Annotated in this window: 17 protein-coding genes; 11 read left to right on the top strand and 6 right to left on the bottom strand. The window is 44.2% G+C overall.

What is annotated here, in order from left to right; translation table 11 throughout:
* Window positions 1-5 precede the first annotated feature (5 nt).
* The 3 genes from mazG (at window position 6) to eno (ending at window position 4,036) form a co-directional block, all read left to right on the top strand.
* Entirely contained in the window at window positions 6-809 is an 804-nt protein-coding gene (gene mazG / locus AAGA51_RS02170) for a nucleoside triphosphate pyrophosphohydrolase (RefSeq protein ID WP_042484605.1), read from the top strand.
* A gap of 204 nt (window positions 810-1,013) precedes the next feature.
* On the top strand, window positions 1,014-2,654 hold the full coding sequence (locus tag AAGA51_RS02175; RefSeq protein ID WP_042484602.1) for a CTP synthase: 1,641 nt from the start codon (window positions 1,014-1,016) through the stop codon (window positions 2,652-2,654).
* Window positions 2,655-2,734: 80 nt separating this feature from the next.
* Window positions 2,735-4,036: a phosphopyruvate hydratase gene (gene eno / locus AAGA51_RS02180; protein WP_042484599.1), complete on the top strand. Its 1,302-nt coding sequence runs from the start codon at window positions 2,735-2,737 to the stop codon at window positions 4,034-4,036.
* Between the two features lie 234 nt (window positions 4,037-4,270).
* On the opposite strand, the gene AAGA51_RS02185 is transcribed toward eno, so the two are convergent.
* Window positions 4,271-5,488 carry a multifunctional CCA addition/repair protein gene (locus AAGA51_RS02185; protein WP_042484595.1) on the bottom strand — a complete coding sequence of 406 codons (1,218 nt, stop codon included), beginning with the start codon at window positions 5,486-5,488 and terminating at the stop codon, window positions 4,271-4,273.
* 88 nt (window positions 5,489-5,576) lie between these two features.
* Here AAGA51_RS02185 and AAGA51_RS02190 point away from each other — a divergent pair, with 88 nt between their 5' ends.
* Together AAGA51_RS02190 and AAGA51_RS02195 are read left to right on the top strand one after the other, a co-directional pair.
* Window positions 5,577-7,202, top strand: coding sequence for an ExeA family protein (locus tag AAGA51_RS02190; RefSeq protein ID WP_042484593.1), 1,626 nt, complete (start codon window positions 5,577-5,579; stop codon window positions 7,200-7,202).
* Window positions 7,202-7,987 (top strand): general secretion pathway protein GspB, encoded by a 786-nt coding sequence (locus AAGA51_RS02195; protein WP_042484589.1) that lies wholly within the window; start codon window positions 7,202-7,204, stop codon window positions 7,985-7,987. Before AAGA51_RS02190 ends, AAGA51_RS02195 begins: the two co-directional genes overlap by 1 nt.
* A gap of 80 nt (window positions 7,988-8,067) precedes the next feature.
* On the opposite strand, the gene AAGA51_RS02200 is transcribed toward AAGA51_RS02195, so the two are convergent.
* From AAGA51_RS02200 to AAGA51_RS02210, 3 genes are all read right to left on the bottom strand, one after another.
* Complete coding sequence (locus tag AAGA51_RS02200) at window positions 8,068-8,676, bottom strand: TIGR04211 family SH3 domain-containing protein (protein WP_042484586.1); 609 nt, start codon at window positions 8,674-8,676, stop codon at window positions 8,068-8,070.
* 156 nt (window positions 8,677-8,832) lie between these two features.
* Window positions 8,833-10,092 carry an inorganic phosphate transporter gene (locus AAGA51_RS02205; protein ID WP_042484583.1) on the bottom strand — a complete coding sequence of 420 codons (1,260 nt, stop codon included), beginning with the start codon at window positions 10,090-10,092 and terminating at the stop codon, window positions 8,833-8,835.
* Window positions 10,093-10,229: 137 nt separating this feature from the next.
* On the bottom strand, window positions 10,230-10,910 hold the full coding sequence (locus AAGA51_RS02210) for a TIGR00153 family protein (RefSeq protein WP_042484580.1): 681 nt from the start codon (window positions 10,908-10,910) through the stop codon (window positions 10,230-10,232).
* A gap of 205 nt (window positions 10,911-11,115) precedes the next feature.
* Here AAGA51_RS02210 and AAGA51_RS02215 point away from each other — a divergent pair, with 205 nt between their 5' ends.
* Entirely contained in the window at window positions 11,116-12,633 is a 1,518-nt protein-coding gene (locus AAGA51_RS02215; protein ID WP_042484751.1) for an inorganic triphosphatase, read from the top strand.
* A gap of 54 nt (window positions 12,634-12,687) precedes the next feature.
* On the opposite strand, the gene AAGA51_RS02220 is transcribed toward AAGA51_RS02215, so the two are convergent.
* Window positions 12,688-13,464, bottom strand: a complete 777-nt coding sequence (locus AAGA51_RS02220; RefSeq protein WP_042484577.1) for a potassium channel family protein — start codon at window positions 13,462-13,464, stop codon at window positions 12,688-12,690.
* A 98-nt stretch (window positions 13,465-13,562) separates the two neighbouring features.
* Here AAGA51_RS02220 and AAGA51_RS02225 point away from each other — a divergent pair, with 98 nt between their 5' ends.
* The 3 genes from AAGA51_RS02225 (at window position 13,563) to hldE (ending at window position 19,329) form a co-directional block, all read left to right on the top strand.
* Complete coding sequence (locus tag AAGA51_RS02225; protein WP_042484574.1) at window positions 13,563-14,819, top strand: methyl-accepting chemotaxis protein; 1,257 nt, start codon at window positions 13,563-13,565, stop codon at window positions 14,817-14,819.
* A gap of 148 nt (window positions 14,820-14,967) precedes the next feature.
* A complete protein-coding gene (gene glnE / locus AAGA51_RS02230; protein ID WP_042484570.1) occupies window positions 14,968-17,814 on the top strand; it encodes a bifunctional [glutamate--ammonia ligase]-adenylyl-L-tyrosine phosphorylase/[glutamate--ammonia-ligase] adenylyltransferase in 2,847 nt (948 codons plus the stop codon).
* 84 nt (window positions 17,815-17,898) lie between these two features.
* Window positions 17,899-19,329, top strand: a complete 1,431-nt coding sequence (hldE, locus tag AAGA51_RS02235) for a bifunctional D-glycero-beta-D-manno-heptose-7-phosphate kinase/D-glycero-beta-D-manno-heptose 1-phosphate adenylyltransferase HldE (protein ID WP_042484567.1) — start codon at window positions 17,899-17,901, stop codon at window positions 19,327-19,329.
* An 84-nt stretch (window positions 19,330-19,413) separates the two neighbouring features.
* Here hldE and tolC read toward each other — a convergent pair whose 3' ends face one another.
* Window positions 19,414-20,748 (bottom strand): outer membrane channel protein TolC, encoded by a 1,335-nt coding sequence (tolC, locus tag AAGA51_RS02240; protein ID WP_042484565.1) that lies wholly within the window; start codon window positions 20,746-20,748, stop codon window positions 19,414-19,416.
* Window positions 20,749-20,997: 249 nt separating this feature from the next.
* Between tolC and nudF the strand changes: the two genes are divergently transcribed.
* On the top strand, window positions 20,998-21,627 hold the full coding sequence (gene nudF, locus AAGA51_RS02245) for an ADP-ribose diphosphatase (protein WP_042484561.1): 630 nt from the start codon (window positions 20,998-21,000) through the stop codon (window positions 21,625-21,627).
* Window positions 21,615-22,064, top strand: coding sequence for a DUF1249 family protein (locus AAGA51_RS02250; RefSeq protein ID WP_042484558.1), 450 nt, complete (start codon window positions 21,615-21,617; stop codon window positions 22,062-22,064). Before nudF ends, AAGA51_RS02250 begins: the two co-directional genes overlap by 13 nt.

Raw genomic sequence — 22,064 nt, forward strand, 5'->3', positions numbered from 1 at the left:
CAGATATGAGTCATCCAATCGAGCAGTTAGTCGACATTATGGCGAAATTGCGTGACCCGGAAACAGGGTGTCTTTGGGATAAGAAGCAGACCTTTGAAAGCGTTGTTCCATATACCATTGAAGAAACCTATGAAGTGGTAGATGCCATTCACAATCAAGATTGGCCCAATTTAAAAGAAGAGCTGGGTGACTTACTGTTTCAGGTGATTTTCTACAGTCAGATGGCTCAGGAACAAGGGTTATTCGATTTTCGCGATGTAGTGGAGACGGTGAATGAAAAGCTGACTCGCCGTCATCCTCATGTTTTTTCAGATGCAAAATTTGCTGATGAAGCAGAACTGAATGCCAATTGGGAAAAGGAAAAATCCCTCGAAAAAGCCCAAGTAGGCAAAAGCGAGCAAAGTATTCTAGACTCTATACCACAATCGCTACCAGCGTTATCGCGAGCGAATAAGATTCAAAAAAAATGCGCAAAATACGGATTCGACTGGGAGACTTTAGGTCCGGTTGTAGACAAAGTGCATGAAGAAATTGAAGAAGTGGTTGCCGAAGCCATCAATATCGATGTTGATGAGTCGAGAGTTGAAGAGGAGCTGGGGGATTTGCTGTTTGCCACGGTGAATTTAGTTCGTCATCTCAAGAAAGATCCTGAGGTCGCTCTTACCAAGGCTAACCGTAAATTTGTAAAGCGTTTTCAAGGTGTTGAGGCTCAAGTAAGAGAGCAGAATAAAACCTTGACGGACTTTTCATTGCAAGAGTTAGATGGCATGTGGGAGCGAGTAAAAAGACGGGAAAAAGGTCTAGAGTGAAGCCCTGAATATGGGCTTTTGAGACAAAATTAACCCAATTAAATTACTTTGTTTGCATTCTGCGATATGGCTATTTGATTTGAAGCAAAAAATTAAAAACTGAGTGTGATAGATTTCACGTTGTGGCGGTAATTGGGTTCTGGTATAGTTTTGTCCCGTCCAGAAGAAATCCATTTCCCTCATTCAACCAATTTCAGGTTAAACATGACGACAAATTATATTTTTGTTACTGGCGGGGTTGTATCCTCACTAGGTAAAGGTATTGCAGCAGCATCGCTTGCGGCTATTTTAGAAGCTCGTGGTCTTAAAGTGACTATGATGAAGCTTGACCCTTACATCAACGTTGATCCAGGCACAATGAGCCCTACTCAACACGGTGAAGTGTTTGTCACGGAAGATGGCGCTGAAACAGACCTTGACCTTGGTCACTACGAACGCTTTATTCGTACTAAGATGACCAAGCGCAATAACTTTACTGCTGGTCGTGTTTATGCTGACGTTTTACGTAAAGAGCGTCGTGGCGATTACCTAGGTGCAACCATTCAGGTTATCCCGCACATCACTAACGCTATCAAAGACCGTGTAATCGCGGGCTCCGAAGGTCACGATGTGGCTATCGTTGAGGTTGGTGGCACAGTTGGTGATATCGAATCTCTACCATTCATGGAAGCGATTCGTCAGTTGGCAATCGAAGTAGGTCGTGAACACGCAATGTTCATGCATTTGACTCTAGTACCTTACCTTGCTGCGGCAGGTGAAGTGAAAACTAAGCCAACTCAACACTCTGTAAAAGAACTGCTATCTATCGGTATTCAGCCAGACATCCTAGTATGTCGTAGCGACCGTATGATCCCAGCAAACGAGCGTAAGAAGATTGCACTTTTCTGTAACGTTTCTGAGAAAGCAGTAATTTCAATGAAGGACGTAGATTCTATCTACAAGATCCCTCAATTGGTTAAATCTCAAGGCTTGGATGATTTAGTTTGTGCTCGTTTCGGTATCAATGCTCCTGAAGCTGATCTGTCAGAATGGGAACAAGTTATTTACGAAGAAGCGAATCCAACGGGTGAAGTCACCATTGGTATGGTTGGTAAGTACATTGAACTACCAGACGCTTACAAATCGGTAAACGAAGCACTGAAACATGCTGGCCTAAAAAATCGTTTGAATGTAACGATTAAATATGTAGATTCTCAAGACGTAGAAACTCGTGGTTTCGAAGTTCTGCATGGTCTTGATGCAATCTTGGTTCCGGGTGGCTTTGGTGACCGTGGTATTGAAGGCAAGATTATGGCTGCTCAATATGCACGTGAAAACAAGGTTCCTTACCTAGGTATCTGTCTAGGTATGCAAGTAGCGCTTATTGAGTTCGCTCGTAACGTTGCTGGTATGGAAGGTGCACATTCAACAGAATTTAACAAAAACACTAAGTACCCTGTGGTAGGTTTGATTACTGAATGGGTAGATAGTGAAGGTAACGTTGAAGAGCGTACAGAGACTTCTGATCTTGGCGGCACAATGCGCCTAGGTTCTCAGTTATGCCACCTAGAAAAAGGTACTAAAGCTTACCAACTATACGGTAGCGCGACGATCCATGAACGTCACCGTCACCGTTATGAAGTAAACAACAATCTTCGTCCGCAGATTGAAAAAGCTGGCCTAAAAGTATCAGGCTTATCTGCTGACAAGAAATTGGTTGAAGTGATTGAGAACCCTGCTCACCCATGGTTTGTAGCAGCGCAGTTCCACCCAGAATTCACATCAACCCCTCGTGATGGTCACCCATTATTTGCTGGTTTCGTGAAAGCAGCGGGTGAGTTCCAACGCGGTGAATCTGAGAAGTAACAAGGATACGGACAGTTGCTTTAAGTTGTGCAGCTGTCCTTTATAGTTTTGACATTTAAATTCAACGAGAGGAAACATTAATGTCTAAGATCGTTAAAGTTCTAGGTCGTGAAATCATCGACTCACGTGGTAACCCAACTGTAGAAGCTGAAGTACACCTAGAAGGCGGTTTCGTTGGTATGGCGGCAGCTCCATCTGGCGCATCTACTGGTTCTCGTGAAGCTCTTGAGCTACGCGATGGCGACAAATCACGTTTCCTAGGTAAAGGTGTTCTTAAAGCAATCGCTGCTGTAAATGGTCCTATCGCTGACGCTCTAGTTGGTAAAGATGCTAAAGACCAAGCTGCTATTGACCAAATCATGATCGACCTAGATGGTACTGAAAACAAATCTAACTTCGGTGCTAACGCAATCCTAGCTGTATCTCTAGCAAACGCTAAAGCAGCAGCAGCAGCTAAAGGCATGCCTCTATACGAGCACATCGCTGAGCTAAACGGCACTGCAGGTCAATTCTCTATGCCTCTACCAATGATGAACATCATCAACGGTGGTGAGCACGCAGATAACAACGTTGATATCCAAGAATTCATGATTCAACCAGTTGGTGCTGCAACTCTTAAAGAAGCTGTACGCATGGGTGCGGAAGTATTCCACAACCTAGCTAAAGTTCTTAAGTCTAAAGGTTACAACACTGCTGTTGGTGACGAAGGTGGTTTCGCTCCTAACCTAAAATCTAACGCTGAAGCGCTAGAAGTTATCGCAGAAGCAGTTGCTGCTGCTGGTTACGTTCTAGGTAAAGACATCACTCTAGCTATGGACTGTGCAGCATCTGAGTTCTACGACAAAGACGCTGGCATCTACAACATGAAAGGCGAAGGTAAAACTTTCTCTTCTGAAGAGTTCAACCACTACCTAGCTGGTCTAGTTGAGAAATTCCCTATCGTTTCTATCGAAGATGGTCTAGACGAGTCTGATTGGGATGGTTTCGCACACCAAACTCAACTTCTAGGCGACAAGATCCAACTTGTTGGTGACGATCTATTCGTAACTAACACTAAGATTCTTGCTCAAGGTATCGAGAAAGGCATTGCTAACTCTATCCTAATCAAGTTCAACCAAATCGGTTCTCTAACTGAGACTCTAGCTGCAATCAAGATGGCTAAAGACGCAGGTTACACAGCAGTAATCTCTCACCGTTCTGGCGAAACTGAAGATGCAACTATCGCTGACCTAGCGGTAGGTACAGCTGCAGGTCAAATCAAAACTGGTTCTATGAGCCGTTCTGACCGTGTTGCTAAGTACAACCAACTTATCCGTATCGAAGAAGCGCTAGCTGGTCGTGCTCCTTTCAACGGTCTTAAAGAAGTTAAAGGCCAAGCTTAATTATTAGCTTAGCTTTATAGTTCTTTATAAATACCTCGCTTAGGCGAGGTATTTTTTTGCGTAAAGAAAAGTAAGGTTGGATTCAAAACAGGATTGATTCCACAAAGCGCTCAAGACTTCCCTGTGCGCTTAGACAAGGGAAGTCATGCCCTTGTAAATTTGTTCCATCAAACCTGTCTTGAAAATTAACTTCTTTTGGTAAATAAGATTAGGGATACTCATTCCCTGTTTCGACTATTTAGAAAGTAACGAAATCGCCTCAATCCGTCTTTTCTCTAATTCATCGCGAATCGCTTTGCCCTGAAAGCCATCGGCAATAATATCCCTCACATCGATACTGAGTGCGGCTTGATAGGCAGCGTCAAATATTGCTTTTTGAGGGTAAGGATTCTCTTCACAGCCTAAACGACCTGAATGGTCAGCCTGACAACAAAGTAACACTTCTTCTAAACGCTCTGGCTTTCGCCATACGTCGAGTTTATTGAGAATTTTGAGTTTGGTACTGGCTTTCAGCTCTGCCGCTCTGTGGACGTTTGAGTGCTGCTCACAAACCAATAGCGCCAGTTCTTTAAATTCATTCGGCACGCGTACTCGTTCGCAAAGTTTCTTGATGATTTTAATGCCTGTATGGCAATGCATTTTATGGCTTGGCCATTCAGACTCAGGTGTTACACCTTTCCCTAAATCATGCACTTGCGCGGCAAATCGCACTGTCAGAGACGAAGAGAGCTGAGCAGCTTGCTTCGCTACCATAAGTGTATGAATACCTGTATCAATTTCTGGATGCCACTTTTCCGGTTGAGGAACACCAAACAGACGATCGAATTCAGGAAGTACTACCTTTAACGCGCCACAATCTCTCAGTACAGACAGAAATACTTCAGGATTCTTAGTCGAAAGGGATTTATGCCACTCCTGCCATACACGTTCCGCGGTTAAATGCTCAAGCTCGCCACTACTCGCGATTTGAGCCATAAGAGCCATGGTTTCTTCTGCAACCCTAAAGCCAAGATGAGAAAGTTTTGCTGCGAAGCGGGCTAAGCGTAGAACACGAAGAGGATCTTCAATAAAGGCGTCGGATACATGGCGTAGAATGCGATCATTAAGATCACGCTGTCCGCCATAAGGATCGATAAGTGTGCCATCTTCAGCTTGTGCCATCGCATTAATCGTGAGATCGCGTCTGATCAGATCTTCTTCCAACGTAACATCTGGTGCAAAGTGACATTCGAAGCCTGTGTAGCCGGCACCTGATTTTCGCTCGGTACGGGCAAGCGCATATTCTTGCTTGGTTTTAGGGTGCAAGAAGACAGGAAAGTCTTTGCCAACGGCGGTAAAGCCTTGGCTTAGCATTTCATCAGGGCTACTTCCCACCACAACCCAGTCCTTATCGTAAACAGGGATGTCGAGTAGTTTGTCGCGAACGGCGCCGCCAACTAGGTAAACTTGCACTAAACCGCCTCAAAAATCATTAATGTCATTGGATAATCATCAGTGGCAATGATACTTTGCGCTTAATCACTTTGATAGAGGCAGGAGTATGTATCAACAATTTTTCGGTTTAGCTGAGTTACCTTTCTCAATTGTGCCGAATTCTCGCTATTTGTATTTAAGTCAACGTCACCAAGAGGCTATTTCCCATCTGCAAGAAGGATTGGGTGACGGTGGTGGTTTTGCCATGTTGACTGGCGAGGTTGGTACGGGGAAAACGACCGTAGCGAAAGCGATTCTGGATAATTTGCCTGCCAATACTCAAGCTGGATTTATTCTTAATCCAACCTTTTCAGAACAAGAGCTACTGGAAGCCATTTGTGATGAATTTTCCGTTAGTTTCGGGAAAAAAGCGACGCTCAAAAAACTCAGTCAGGCTCTTAACCAATTTCTTTTGGAAAAGCACGCCGACGGTATTCAGGTCCTGCTGATTATCGATGAAGCACAGCACCTTGCACCTGATGTGTTAGAACAACTAAGACTGCTGACCAATCTAGAAACAGACAGCCGAAAGCTGTTGAAGGTTTTACTCATAGGTCAGCCTGAACTGCAACAGAAACTTCAATTGCCTCAGCTTCGCCAACTAGCACAGCGAATTACTGGTCGATATCATCTGCTACCTCTCGATGAAGTCGAAACGGCTCATTACATACGTTTTCGCCTGCAGCAAGCGGGTGGCGATGGGAATTTGTTCTCTAACAAATGCGCCAAGTGGATTGCTCGTGAAACCCACGGAATTCCGCGGCTGATTAATTTAGTCTGTGACAACAGCTTGAAAGGTGCATTTAAAGCTGGTGAAAAAGAACTCGGTTTAGAGCGAGTAAAATGGGCTTGCCAGCAAGTGATGAGCTTTCAATCAACGGTCTACCAGCGCTCGGATGCAAAACCTTCTTCTCCGCGTTTCCCTTTCGTTGCTGTGACGTGCAGTTTAATCGGCCTTTCTTTAGCTGCCGCAAGTGCGTATTGGCTTTCACCTATCATCAATGAGCAGGTGGCTCATCATTGGCCTCTGCCAGAAGCAAAACCAGCGCTGCAAGAAACGGTATTTCCAAAACAGGTGGAAGACTCTCTCATTCAAGCAGAGAATTTAAGTATCGCCTTGCGTGCTCTTTATGCGGTATGGGGATATAAGGCATCAGTAACAGATACCTTTTGTCAGTCGGATAGCTCATCGCTTTTGCAATGCATGCCAAGTCTAGGTGACTGGCAGACTCTCTCTCAGCTAAATATGCCGGTGGTACTAACGCTTGAGGTTAATAACAAACCGAGTTATGCGGTGTTGTATCGCTTAAATGGAGATGAGCTAGAACTTCTGGTGAATGACGAGCATATACGTATTGATAAGCAGTGGATATCGCCGTTGTGGAATGGTGAGTTTCATCTAACTTGGCAAGCCAGTTTTAAACAAACCTTAAAGAGCGGAATGAAAGGGCAGGAAATAGCTCTTCTTGACCGCAAGTTATCGCAAATTCTGGGCGAGCCTGAACGGGAAACACAAGTGTTTGATCACGAAGTAAAGCGTAAGGTTTCCTTATTCCAGCGTTGGCAGAATATGTATGTGGATGGCATCGCGGGGGAGCAAACTCTGCGTCGTCTAGAGCTACTTACTCAGCAAGATGCACCTAAGCTGGACGCTCCTAAACTCGGTTCGTTACACTTGGTAGGAGGTGCGTAATGTCGCAAGTAATGAATGCGCTAAAATCGTCACACCAAGGTTATCAGTCTAATAGTATGACTCATGGGTATAGCTCTGCGACTATCTCAGCTGAGAAGCCCCAGCTTTTCCGCTGGTATCACAGCTTATTATTGATTGTACCGAGTGCAGTAACTGTATCGCTGCTGAGCTATCAAAGTTATCAACTTCAGCAACAGAATATCAGGCAAGTAATGAACCAGCCTGCGTTAGTGGAACAAATTCCAGCACCTGCTGAGTTTCTGCCTTATCCTGAGTTTACTGAGCTAAAAAGTACCTATCTGATTCCTGCTCAAACTGAACCGGTTTTAGCTGAAACGGAAGACTCACCATCATTCGATATTAAGCAAACCAATGAAACGACAGCCGATAAAACATCAGAGCCCTCAACCTCAGTGCAGAAAGAGAATGCCCCGTTAAATCTCGAACAACTGGATCTGAGTGGCTTATCTCCTGCGCTTGCGATGAGGGTAGAGTCTGCAATAAAAAGCAGTGGCACAGCTTCAAAAAGCAGTCACTCAAGAGCGATATCCTTGGTGCAAAATGCTGATAAATACTCAGGTCATCTACCCGAGATGGATTTTCAGACCCACGTTTATGCTAGCTCTGAAAGTAAACGCTGGATAAAAATGAATGGTGTGGAATATCACGAAGGGGATATGTTGTCAGATGGTGTGATGTTGGTAGAAATTAACCCTCAAACAACACTGGTGCAGTTCGAGCAACAGTTGATAGAAATTCCTGCGCTCTACCACTGGCAAGGATAGTTTTACTGCCTCTCAGTCAGCACTGGTCAGCGTAAACAAAAAAGGTCACTAGCGAGTGACCTTTTTCAATTTGAGAGCGTTTATGCCCAACCTGCAGGGTTGCGCTTACGTCGTGGAATAATGTGCGGAAGAATGAGACCCAGCAGTAAACCGATACCTGCAACACCACCACCATAAGTGAAGTATTTCAGTAGTAAGTCTTCTTTCTGTGTATCCAGTTTTGCACGTAATTCACGAATCTCAGTTTGAGACGCTGTTAGCTGCTTGCTGATTTCACCGTAGTTTTGTTCCAATTGTGCAATTTGTTGGTTGCGAACATCCAAAGATTCAACCAAACCAGCTTTTTCAGAATCTGCACTTTGGCGTGCATTCGCTAGTTGTGATTTTACCTGAGCCAACTCTTTTTCAAGTTGTGGTAAACGCACTGCCATACTGATATCGCGAGTCACAAAACGGCTCTCCACCCAACCCCTTCTACCGCGAGAGTCTACAACTTCGCTATAGTCGGATTCTTTATTGGTTGAAACTAGCTGAACTTTCTCACCTGCGTCAATGCTGCCGATAATACGATATTGGTTGCTTGGACCAGAATGCATATAAGTAAACAGCTTATCGGCGATGTAACGGTCTTGTGCAAACGCTGGGCTTGCTAACATGGAAAATAACACCATGCAGATAAGTTTTTTCACGGTAAATCCCTTAGTTATAAAATGTAGCTTTACACTCATGTGGCAAATAGTAAAAAGTTTCTTATTCGCGTGCAACAAAGAAGGGAGGCAAAGCCTCCCTTTATGTGCGTTTGAGTCAATAATGACATCACCTTAACAAAGCGCTGACTTAATAAATTAAGCGAAAACGCCTTGAATAGCGTAGAAGAACACAACAGCCAATAAAGCACCAGCTGGCAGCGTTACAATCCAAGAAGCTACGATGTTACGTACAACACCTAGGTTAAGTGCTGCGATACCGCGCGCAAAACCTACACCCAGAACCGCACCAACAAGTGTCTGAGTCGTTGAAATCGGCAGACCAGTACCAGACGCTAATACTACTGTAGACGCTGTTGCAAGCTGAGCTGCGAAACCACGGCTAGGTGTTAGTTCTGTAATACCTGTACCAACGGTTGCCATTACTTTGTGACCCATAGTAGCAAGACCAACAACAATACCGAAACCACCTAGAGGCAGAATCCACCAAGCGATAGTGCTTTTCGCTGCAACTTCACCCATGTGCTCAATAGTAGAAACAACCGCAGACAGTGGGCCGATCGCGTTCGCAACGTCGTTTGAGCCGTGAGCAAATGCCATTGCACAAGCTGTGATTACCATCAAGACGCTGAAGATACTCTCTACGCCAGAAAAACTGTGGTCGTCTTCGCGGTTTGCAAATTTCTTCTGAATGTACAGGTAGCCACCAACCATCACTACCGCTGATACGCCAGCAGACCATAGCCAAGCTTCTGTGCTTGAAAGGTGTAAACCAACGTGTTTAAGACCTTTTTTGATCGTTACAAGTGCAATTACCATCGTTGTGATGAACATGTACACAGGAACAAAGCGCTTAGCATTGAGAAGCGGCTTTTCTGTATCGAAAATCAGTCGTTGTGCACTGATGAATATGAAATATGCAAAGATACCGGAAATTAGAGGGGTAACAATCCAGCTACCAACAATACCTTTCACTGAACCCCAGTCCACCGCTTCTGTACCGAAAGATACACACGCGAAACCGATGATTGCACCGATGATTGAGTGAGTGGTTGATACTGGCCAGCCCATATAAGAAGCAAGCAGCAACCAAGTGCCCGCAGCTAACAGAGCTGACATCATGCCGTAAATAAGAACGTCAGGATGACTAGCAAATAGCGATGTATCAATCACGCCTTTGCGGATTGTGTCAGTTACTTCACCACCGGCTAAGTAAGCACCTGCAAATTCGAACACCATCGCGATAAGAATCGCTTGTTTAACGGTTAGAGCTTTAGAACCAACTGATGTTCCCATTGCGTTCGCAACGTCGTTTGCACCAATACCGATAGCCATTAAGAAACCAAAAATGGCAGCAACAATAATCAGGACAGTGCCGTAGTTAGCAATGATATCCATCTTTATACCTAGTTGTTTATAACAAGCGGAACTATTTTTTCGTGTTTTTAGGCACGAATTTACACCGTTGGCGATAAAAACTTAACGCTTACTTCAGTTGTATAAAATAGCTCTTAGTTATTTGGTTAACTTTAAATTTATGAGCGAGAAAGCATCACTTCTAGACGTGCACCAACGCGCTGCGCCTGATCAGCGATACCGCCAACCCATTCAAAAATCTTGTATAAGAACATTACGTCAATCGGATTAAGCGAAGATTCTAGGGTTCTCAGCTTTTGACGTAGACGTATCTGAATGGTGTCAGTATCGTCTTCGATTTCATCCAATTGATTAATCATTTCAGCAACGAGTGTTACTTCACGGCCTTTGAAACCAGTCTCTAACAATTCGTCTAGCTCGTTGATAACTTTCTGTGCTTGATCCGCTGCATCTAAGCAACGTTTCACATAGATAATAAAGTCAGCTTGAAGAGGTTCAGGAATAATAAGCTCACGACCAACAACACGACCAGAAATGTCTTTTGCTAGGTTCGCAAGTTTATCTTGCTGAGTAAGAAGTTCGAGCATGTCTGTACGGTCTACAGGCATAAACAAACCACGAGGAAGTTTAAGGCGAATTTCGCGCTTTAACACGTCAGCTTCTTTCTCTAAATGAGAAATCTGTGCGCGGATCTCAGATGCTTTTTCCCAGTCTCCAGTCGCACAAACTTCAAAGAAAGGCACTAGATAAGAACAGCATTCATTCACACACACTACGTGTCGTTGCAAAGGCTTTATAGGGGACTTTGCAAATAACCCCATAATTGTATTTACTGGCATGGTCATTCAACCTAATAACTATAACCTTAAAAAAACATACACCATTGTATGGCTAAATGTTGAGCGATGGCTATAAAGGCGCGCATGTTAACCCATTAACAGTGTCATGAAAACTGTTTTAGATCATCAAACGCTCTATATTTCACTCTTGCTCAGCCGCGTTTTAGGCAATATCCTTTCGGTATCTGCTTTGAAAGGGTTAAATATGGAAACCGAGATAGAACTGAAGTTTTTTGTGTCACCAGAGTTTTCAGAGATTTTACGTCAAAAGATTTCTGATACAAAAGTACTTCAGCACAGTTGTCGAGAGTTAGGTAATACGTATTTTGATACTCCTGATAACTGGTTACGTCAACACGATATTGGGTTAAGAATCCGACGTTTCGATGATGTGTATGTCCAAACAGTCAAGACCGCAGGACGCGTCGTTGCTGGCTTACATCAAAGACCGGAATTCAATGCTGAACATCAGAGCAACGAACCTGAACTATCGCTTCACCCTGCTGATATTTGGCCTCAAGGTAAAGAGGTTGACGTTCTGCAATCTGAGCTTAGCGCGCTCTTCTCTACTAATTTTACTCGTGAACAATGGTTAATCGGCATGCCGGACGGTAGTCAGGTTGAAGTCGCTTTTGACCAAGGTTTAGTGGTCGCGGGGGATAAAGAGTATCCAATTTGCGAAGTGGAGTTAGAACTGAAGTCTGGTCAAACCGATGCGTTGTTTACCTTGGCTCGCCAGTTCTGCGATAACGGTGGTATGCGTCTAGGTAACTTGAGTAAAGCCGCAAGAGGTTATCGTCTGGCCGCCGATTATCAAGGCGATGAAGTTAAACCACTAAGTTTAGTGAATACCAGTAATCAAGACACGGTTGAGTATTGTTTGATTAACTCACTGGAACATGCGCTTTCTCATTGGCACTACCATGAGCAAATCTATACAGAGCGTGATTCCATCCCTGCATTGCATGAAATCAGCAACAGTATTCGTTTTATTCGCCAGATTTTAAGCATCTACGGCGGCGTCGTTCCTCGTCGAGCAAGTGCGATTTTGCGTCAGGAACTGAAGTGGTTGGAAGAAGAACTGAGCTGGTTAAAGTCTTATGACTATCTCGATGATCTTCTTGAAGACAAAGGTTATGCGCTGCGCAAACTGGATGCTCGTAAGTTTTTAATTGCTGAACTGAAAGAGCAGCAAGATAATTTACCTCAACGGGAAGAAAACCTACGTTTGCTCAACTCTGCTCGTTATACCGGTTTGTTGCTTGATTTGAGCCGCTGGATTCTGACTCGCGGATGGCAGCCGTTTCTCGATGAAAAAGCGCGTGAAAAAATGGCGACCAACATCCTTCGATTCTCTGCCAAGCAGTTGGATCGAACTTGGGCTGAACTGATCGAGTCGTTCCCGCCAGAGCATCATTTGAGTAGCCAAGAGTATATTGATCAACAGTATCGTTTGATGCGAAATCTTTATACCGGAATTGGTTTCGCAAGTTTGTACGATGCTGAAGAACGTAATTCTTTCCGCATGCCTTGGGCGGATTTGCTACACGGTATCGACGATTTGTTAACCTTAAGAACGTTAGAACCGTTTGTTGAGAAGCTCGAAGGTGAGGAAAAAGAGCAGCTACAACGTTGGTTGATTCGCCAAGAGAATTCGATTTTACATGCCATGGAGCAGACTCGAATTATAGGCGTAGAAGCTCATCCTTACTGGCGTGACTAGCTAAGACACTGAGTTTTGAAATCAGGGATACTTGTGAGTATCCCTTTTTGTTTTCTATTTCGTTGGTTTACTTTGTGGCGGATTATCTGGTTTGTTTTCCAGCTCTCCAATCCGGCGCAAAATTTCATTTTGCTGCACAACTATCTGATGCAGCATCTGCTGTTCTCTCTGTGCATTTAAGAGCTGTTTTTTATCAGGAGAGGTAAGCAGTGAGGTGATCAAACCTGAAACCATACCGAAGATCCCCACGCCGCACAGAATCATTGCTGTCGCGATCAAACGTCCTGCCGTAGTGACTGGATAATGGTCACCATAACCTACGGTTGAAATGGTCACTAATGCCCACCACAAAGCATCACCACCGGATTGAATATTCGCATGCGGATCTTTGGTTTCGAAAAAGAGCATAAAGCTTGAACCCAGCGTTATCATCAAAACTAACAGCAATAATATGGACGCTATAGTGGTTTCTCTGCGGTTCGAAAGTAGCTGTTTGGCGATCGCCCTTCCTGAACGAACAACTAAAATGATTCTTAGAATGTGAAAGATGCGCGCGTAACGCAGAGGCTCGATCATAGGAATACTGGCAAGAAAATCGATCCAGTGTCGTTTCATAAATTGCACCCGATCTGTCGAACGGATCAAATCTACGCTAAGTTGTAGGATGAAAATACTACATATAAGAAAGTCTAGGCCGATAAACAAATGGCGCATTTCTGGCTCTATTGGAAAAAATAGTAAGCCTGAGATCACAAATAGAGCTAAGAAAGACAAAATGAGTGATAACAATCCCATAGGTTTCGTTTCATCTTTGATACTATCTTTTTTCATACGAGGCTCGAAATAATTCAAAGTGCGTGAAGATTTTTTCACTGTATTAGTGATTAATAAGTGATTTTCAATATATAAGACATTGTGGAGGCATGACAATGACAACAATGGCATTTAAGCCATGGGAACGAGTAATAACGAATGTTCGCCTTGTTCCTAAGATGGTAATGCTGATGGTGTTCAGTACTTTTCTGATCATCGGTAAGCAGCTTTGGGATGCTCACACCTTTTATAATGCTCTTTTGGCGGCAACTCAAAATGTAGAAGTCGCACAGAAACATTATGACGACTACATTGTGCAAGTGGTTTGGCAAACCGGTTTGATGATAGCTGTATTTGTCGTATTGCTTCTTTTTGCAGCACGTATCATGCTGCGTCAAACACATTATCTTAGCGACTCAATCAAACAGATGGCGCGTCGTGACTTATCTGCGGCTATCGAGATGGATTGTAAAGATGAATATGGTGAGTTGGCTAAAGAACTGGAAAAGACACGTCTTCAACTAAAAGAATTGATTCTTGCTCAGGTCGATGCTTCACAAGAACTTACGGCTATGACGGAAATCATGACATTGAGCATGTCTGAAACCAAAGAGTCAGCCCAAGAAGAGTTCAATGAAATCGACCAGCTAGCGACAGCTATGAGTGAAATGTCTTCAACGGTGCAAACCGTGGCAGGACATGCGCAAAGTGCTTCTTCGTTAACTGAAGACGCCTCTAAACAAGCTCAGACTGGCCAACGATTTGTGAAAAGTACTGTAGGTAAAATGAGTGAGCTATCTAAAGATATCTCTAAATCTGCTCAGGCTGTAAATCAAGTTGAAGAGCGTGTTGAGTCAATCAGCAGTGTTGTTGGTACTATCCAAAGCATCTCTGAACAAACAAACCTATTGGCACTTAACGCAGCGATTGAAGCGGCTCGTGCTGGTGAAGCTGGACGTGGTTTCGCTGTCGTTGCTGATGAAGTTCGCAATCTAGCCCAGCGTACTCAAACGGCAACGGTAGAAATTCAAGACATGATTTCACAACTGCAAAGCAGTGCGAATTCAGCGGTAGAGTTGATGGAAAAGAGTGTTGTTGAGGTTGCTGAAGGCGTTGAGCTGGTGACTAATGCGGGAACCGAGCTTGACGGTATCGTGGCTCAAGTTCAGCAAATTAACGATATGAACTTCCAAATTGCTACAGCAGCGGGCCAACAAAGCAGTGTTGCAGAAGAGATGGACCAGAACTTAACTAACGTGAGAGAGCTGGTTGAAGCATCGGTTACCGTTGTTACTGAGCTGCTTGAAACCTCGGAAGTGATGCAGGCAAATGCACAAGTATTAGACAGCAAAATCACTGAATTTAAAGTTTAATTCCTTCTAGCATCAATAAGTCATGCATAAACGCCCACAATTCGATTGTGGGCGTTTTTTATTACACTAATTTTGATATACCCTTCAATGAGTTTGGGTATAGTTACATCATCTTTCTTCGGGCTACTAGCATCAACAAGGACATATCATGCCATTGCCATCTCTTCTTGAAGATTATGCGAGTCAACAGTTCAGCCACTTGCTAGAACAGCAGCCAGTGATTGCTCAATGGAATAGCGATCTACAAACTCAGCTAAAAACCGTTATCGGGTTGAGCAAGTTTGTCCATGAAACGCTGATGCGTGACGACGCTTTGTGTCGTGCTCTGCCTGAGATACTTAGCGAAAATTCTCGTTGTGAATCGTATCGAGAGCATCTTTTTGAGCAGCTTTCCGCCTGTGAAGATGAAACAAGTGGTTTACGCATTTTGCGTCAGTTCCGCAATCAAGAGATGGTTTATATCGCCTGGCGTGATTTTTTAAGTACCTGGACATTGAATGAGAGCCTAGAGCATTTATCGCAATTAGCGGAAGCACTGATATTCGAAACTTACCAATGGCAATACAAAGCCTGTTGCCAAGAGTGGGGTGCGCCATGTAACGCTCAAGGTGAGGCTCAGCCGATGTTGATCATGGGTATGGGTAAACTCGGTGGTGGTGAGCTGAATTTCTCCTCCGACATCGATTTGATTTTCACCTATCCAGAGAATGGAGAGACGCAGGGGCAGCGTCGAAGTATTGCTAATGCTCAGTTTTTCACTCGCCTAGGTCAACGGATCATTAAAATGCTCGATCAACAGACCTTCGATGGTTTCTGTTATCGGGTGGATATGAGATTACGTCCTTTTGGTGAAAGTGGCCCGTTGGTGATGAGTTATGCTGCGCTTGAAGATTACTATCAGGAGCAGGGCAGAGACTGGGAACGTTACGCAATGGTCAAAGCGCGCGTTATGGGGCGTGAGATGTATTCTCAGTATCAAGAGCTGCGCCAAATGCTGCGTCCGTTTGTCTTTCGTCGCTACATTGATTTCAGCGCAATTCAATCACTGCGTCGAATGAAGTCGATGATCAGCAGCGAAGTCCGTCGTAGAGGGCTCACTAACAACATTAAGTTGGGAGCTGGTGGCATTCGAGAAATTGAATTTATTGCCCAAGTATTTCAACTGATTCGGGGCGGAAGAGAGCCGAGCCTGCGTCACCGAGGATTACTCGAAACGTTGCAAGCTATTGATGAGCTGCAATTGTTGGAAAGAAAGGAAATTGAACAGTTAACCGAAGCGTATTACTTCTTGCGCCGTCTTGAAAATCTTCTTCAAGCTTTAGCAGATAAACAAACACAAACCTTGCCTGATAAAGCGGATGATCAGTTGAGACTCGCTTTTGCTATGGGTTTTGAATCTTGGGAGCAACTTAACGCTCAAGTAAAACATCAGATGGCGAATGTGCATGCGGTGTTTGCTGCTCTGATTGGTGAAGAGGACGAGCAAGACGAAAATACGCTTGCCGCTCACTTCCACGAATTATGGGACATGAGCCATAACCGCGAGTTAATAGAAAGCATTGTTGAGAATGAACTCGCTATGCAAGATGGAGCCGAAATCGTTGGTACCATCATCGGCTTCAAAGAGGACTTAGCGAAACGTACCATAGGTCCTCGCGGAAGAGAGGTGCTTAACCGTTTGATGCCAAAGGTGTATCAAGCGATTTTCAATCACCCTGAGGCAAAGTTTGGCTTATCAAGAGTATTGTCTTTGCTGCACAGCATTGCTACTCGTACTACTTATCTGGAACTGCTCGATGAGCATCCAGCGGCATTGGTGCAGTTGGTGCGTCTGTGTACCGCGAGTTCGATGATCTCTGAACAACTGGCTCGTTACCCGATTCTTCTTGATGAGTTGATTGATCCACAGCATCTCTATAATCCGATTCCTTTGGAAAGTTACAAAACCGAGCTGAGAGATTTTCTCGCACGTATTCCAGAAGATGATATGGAACAGCAGATGGAAGCGCTGCGTCAGTTTAAGCAAATATGTATTTTGAAGATTGCTGCCGCTGATATCGCAGATGTTTTGCCTGTGATGAAAGTGAGTGACCACTTAACTTATCTTGCTGAAGCGATTGTTGACGCTGTGGTCAATCAAGCTTGGTTGCAGGTAACAGCGAAATACGGTGAGCCGACCCATTTAAAAGATCGTGAAGGGAAAGGGTTTGGCGTGATTGGTTATGGCAAAGTTGGTGGTTGGGAACTTGGCTATAACTCTGATCTCGATATTGTTTTTATGCACGACTGTCCAGTTAGTGCCTACACTGATGGTGTTAAAGAGATAGATGGTCGTCAGTTTTATCTGCGTTTAGCTCAACGTATCGTTCATATATTCTCTGTGCGGACCGCTTCTGGAATACTATATGAGGTCGACACACGTTTAAGACCGTCTGGCGCTTCTGGGTTGCTTGTCAGTCCAACAGAAGCTTTTGAAGAGTACCAGCGCAATGATGCGTGGACTTGGGAACATCAGGCGTTAGTCAGAGCTCGCATGATTTATGGTGATGCTCCTTTGCTGCAAGCCTTTGACAAGATTCGCCATGACATTTTGTCTATGCCGAGAGAAGAAGCAAAACTCAAGCAGGAAGTTGTTGATATGCGTATAAAAATGCGCGATCACCTCGGCGGCAAAAAGCCCGGCCGTTTCATGATAAAACAAGATGAAGGCGGTATTACGGATATTGAATTTTTGGCTCAGTACTTGGTCTTACGTTTTAGCCATCAACAGCCTAAGTTGACCCGATGGTCTGATAACGTGCGTATCTTTGAGTCATTGTTGATTCAGGGGGTGCTGGATGAAGAACAAGCGATGGCATTAACTCATGCTTATACGGCGATGCGAGATCAAATCCATCACCGCAATTTAGTGAATCAAGACGCGGATGTGGATGAAAGCAAATTTGTCCACGAGCGTGAAATTGTAAAACATGTTTGGAATCAGTGGCTAGGTTAATAACAGAGTTCTGATATTAGATAACTTTAGCCGCTCATAGGGCTGTGATAAACTTCGCCCAGAAACAGTTATTGGAGATCCATAATGAAACCAATCCTACCTGACTACAGTGATGCAGGGGTATTAATTATTGGCGATGTCATGCTTGATAGATACTGGCATGGCCCTACTGGCCGCATTTCGCCAGAAGCCCCAGTGCCGGTAGTAAAAGTAGAGAAAAACGAAGAGCGTCCGGGCGGTGCTGCTAACGTAGCAATGAACATCGCTTCGTTAGGTGGTCATGCGCATCTCGTTGGTTTAACAGGGATTGATGAGCCAGCTCAGGTGCTGAGTGAGAAGTTAACTTCACTGAAAGTGACATGTGATTTTGTTGCTTTGCCAGACTATCCAACGATTACAAAACTGCGCGTACTGAGCCGTGGTCAGCAACTTATCCGTTTAGATTTTGAGGATAAGTTTGAGAACACCGATCCTGAATTGATCCTATCGCGTATGGAATCAGCGCTGCCAAATGTGCAGGCGGTGATCTTATCGGATTACGCGAAAGGCGCTCTTGAACATGTACAGCAGTTTATTCAAAAAGCACGATCAGCGAATGTACCAGTGTTTATTGATCCTAAAGGCGCAGACTTTGAACGTTACCGTGGTGCAACGTTATTAACTCCAAACCTTTCTGAGTTTGAACACGTAGTGGGCAAAGTGAAGTCTGATCAAGACTTAGTTGAAAAAGGTTTAGGCTTGATTGAAGAGTTCGATCTTGATGCTCTGCTGGTGACTCGCAGTGAGCATGGCATGACACTACTGCGTCGTGGTATGGAACCTTTCCATTTACCAACTCAAGCCAAAGAAGTGTATGACGTAACGGGTGCGGGCGATACGGTTATTTCAGTATTAGCTTCTTCGGTTGCGGCGGGTAAACCTCTAGATGAAGCGTGTGCGTTGGCAAATGCAGCCGCAGGCGTGGTAGTCGGTAAACTCGGTACTTCGACAGTATCGACTATTGAATTGGCTGAAGCTGTTCACGGCAGCAAAGATACTGACTACGGTGTGATTGGTGAACAGGCTCTGATCGAAGCCGTTCGCAAAGCGCAAGCTCGTGGTGAGAAAGTTGTAATGACCAATGGTTGTTTCGATATTCTTCATGCAGGCCATGTTTCTTATCTGAATCATGCTGGTGAGCTAGGCGATCGCCTGATTGTTGCCGTCAATACGGATGAATCTGTAAAACGTTTGAAAGGACCTGGTCGTCCAGTGAACCCGACCGATCGCCGTATGGCAGTATTGGCAGCGCTAGGCGCTGTGGATTGGGTTGTACCGTTTAGTGAAGATACGCCACAACGTTTGATTGCTGAAGTGCTACCAGACTTATTGGTTAAAGGTGGCGACTACAAACCAGAAGATATTGCTGGTGGTAAAGAAGTGATCGCGGCTGGTGGTCAGGTTAAAGTACTGAACTTTGAAGATGGCTGTTCAACCACAGAAATTATCGAAGCGATTAAAGGTGGCAGAGGTTAATTAGCCTTTGTTGCATTTTTAGATATGCCGAGAAAGAAAAAACGCCAGCATGCTGGCGTTTTTTTATGTCCTTAAAAACCAATCTTAAGATTTAGTCTTTGCTGATTTCGCTGCTTTTAGGCCGCTGTTGATATCAAGGATGTCTTGTTCAGACAGAGAACCCACAGCTTGGCGAAGTTGCAACACACTAAGAATGTAGTTGTAACGAGCTGATGATAGGTTTTTGTTCGCGTTGTATAGGCTACGAGTTGAATCAAGTACGTCTACGATTGTACGAGTACCAACATCAAAACCAGCTTCAGTTGCTTCTAGCGCTGATTTAGCTGAAATTACCGACTGTTCGTAAGCACGCAACGCACCGATTGAAGCGTTGATGTTGTTGTTGTTTGCACGAACAGCTTTAATCACACTGCGGTAAGACGCTTCTAAATCTTGGCTTGCAGCAACGTACGAAAATTCCGCTTGTTTAGTTTGCGAAGTCACGTTACCACCTGTGTATAGAGGCACAGATAAGTTCACGCCGATGTTTAAATCGTTGTAGTCGTGACCGTCAAAATTATAACCACTGCCGCTACTATCCATTTGCTTGCCATAGCTGTATCCGCCATCAAGAGTTAACGATGGTAGGTGGCCTGAACTCGCTAAAGAGATGTTGTCTTTCGCTACATCTTGCGCAATGCGAGATGACAAAAGAGACAAGTTCTTTTGTTGAGCTTCTTCAACCAGTGCATCCATTGAAGTTGCTGACGGGCTAGCAGAGAAACGATTAGTATCGAGAATGCTTAGATCTTTGTGATCTTGACCAGTGATTTCACGCAGTGACTCATAGCTGTTAACCAGAGTATTTTCAGCTAACACTTCATCTGCCAAAACGCTGTCGTATTGTGCTTGAGCATCATGTACGTCAGTAATTGCTGAAAGACCTACTTCAAAGCGTTGCTTAGTTTGTTCTAACTGGCGACCAACCGCTGCTTTTTCTGCGCGGACAAACTCTAGGTTATCTTGAGCACTGAGCACTGAGAAATAAGCCTGAGCGACACGCAGGATTAATGACTGTTGAACAACCGCGTATTGTGCATCTGCTTGGCGAGCTTGTTTCTCTGCAGTATCTAATGAAACCCAGCTTGAACGATTGTAAAGTTCTTGAGAAAAGGAAATTCCTGCAGATAGCAATTCACTATCTTTTGGTTCGTCACTGCTAGTAACGTTGTAACCCGCCGTTAAGTTGATCTGTGGTAGTAAGCTACTACGACTTGAAGTTACTGCTTCAAATGCCGCGTCACGTTGTGCCGCTGCGCTCAGTAATTGAGGGTCATTTTCTTTTGCTTGATCGTAAATTTGAGCAAGATCGTCAGCCGATACTGCAGCACTGAAGCTGCCAAGAGCTACGCTAATAAATACTGGAAGCAGTTTTTTCATTGGTCCTATTCCTGCCTATTATGAAGTTAGGGTGGGCGTTTCAAGAGTTTACCCCATTTTGGTCGTAATTTACTCGAAACTTTGCACTTTTTTACACTTAACTATCCATGTGTGCAATATAAATTTTTCTTTACTTAAAAATATATATAAATTTTGTATAAAAAGTTGAGCAATGTCCTTGGAAGTCACCTGTTACCACGAGTAAACTACGTCGTTTAACCGTCCTTTATTCATGTCGGGAGCTCTCGAATGTCACAAACCGATAAACCATTAGGTCAGTTTTCGTCACAAGACATTGAAATCGTCTCAAAAGAGACACTGTTTCAAGGTTTTTTCCGAATGGTGAAATATCGCTTCAAACATAAGCTATTTCAAGGCGGATGGAGTGAACCTATTGAGCGTGAACTTTTCGAACGTGGGCATGCGGCAGCCTTATTGCCTTATGATGCAGTTCGAGATCAAGTCGTTATCATTGAACAGATTCGAGTTGGAACACTTGAACAACAACGACCTTGGCAACTGGAGATTGTGGCTGGCATCATCGACCGTGATGAAAGCGCTGTTGAAGTGGTACGAAGGGAAGCGGTAGAAGAGGCGGGTGTAGACATCGGCCGAATTGAATCGGTGACTTCATATTATCCTTCTGCTGGCGGATGTTCTGAAAAATTAGACGTTTACGTTGGAGAAGTTGACTCCTCTCAAGCGAAAGGTATTCATGGTTTAGACTATGAAGGAGAGGATATTAAAGTGCATGTAATGAGCCGTGAGCAGGCTTACCAGTTGGTAAAAGACGGCGTCATTGAAAATGGAGCATCGATCATTGCACTACAATGGTTGGAACTGAATTACGAGAATTTGAGAACTCAATGGCTGAAGTAATGGTGAAAAAACCATATCACGTAGATCTAAAAGAATTAATGCGAGTTTATGAAACAAACTACGCCAAGTTAAACGCTTTGTTGCCAACGCAGCCAAGTGTCGATGATTTACGTTGCTACCAAGCTGCTCAAATGACTTACCAACTTCAAGTGCTAGAAGTCACAAAGTACACAACTTTGGTGGAGATTTGTCAAAGTGATGATATTTCAGTGTTTCCATTGCCAACCATGTCTGTCAGGCTGTACCACGATGCTCGTGTAGCAGAAGTGCACACCAGCGATCATCTCAGCAGGATAAAAGCTCGCCATGATTATCCGAATGAGAAAATGGTACAAAAAGACGAAAAGGCACAAATTAATCGCTTTTTAGGTGATTGGCTTACCTTCTGTTTGAAGCATGGTATTAGCCGTCAGCCGATTAATTTTAGTCATCCATAA

The sequence above is a fragment of the Vibrio diazotrophicus genome, from assembly GCF_038452265.1.
GTDB lineage: Bacteria > Pseudomonadota > Gammaproteobacteria > Enterobacterales > Vibrionaceae > Vibrio > Vibrio diazotrophicus.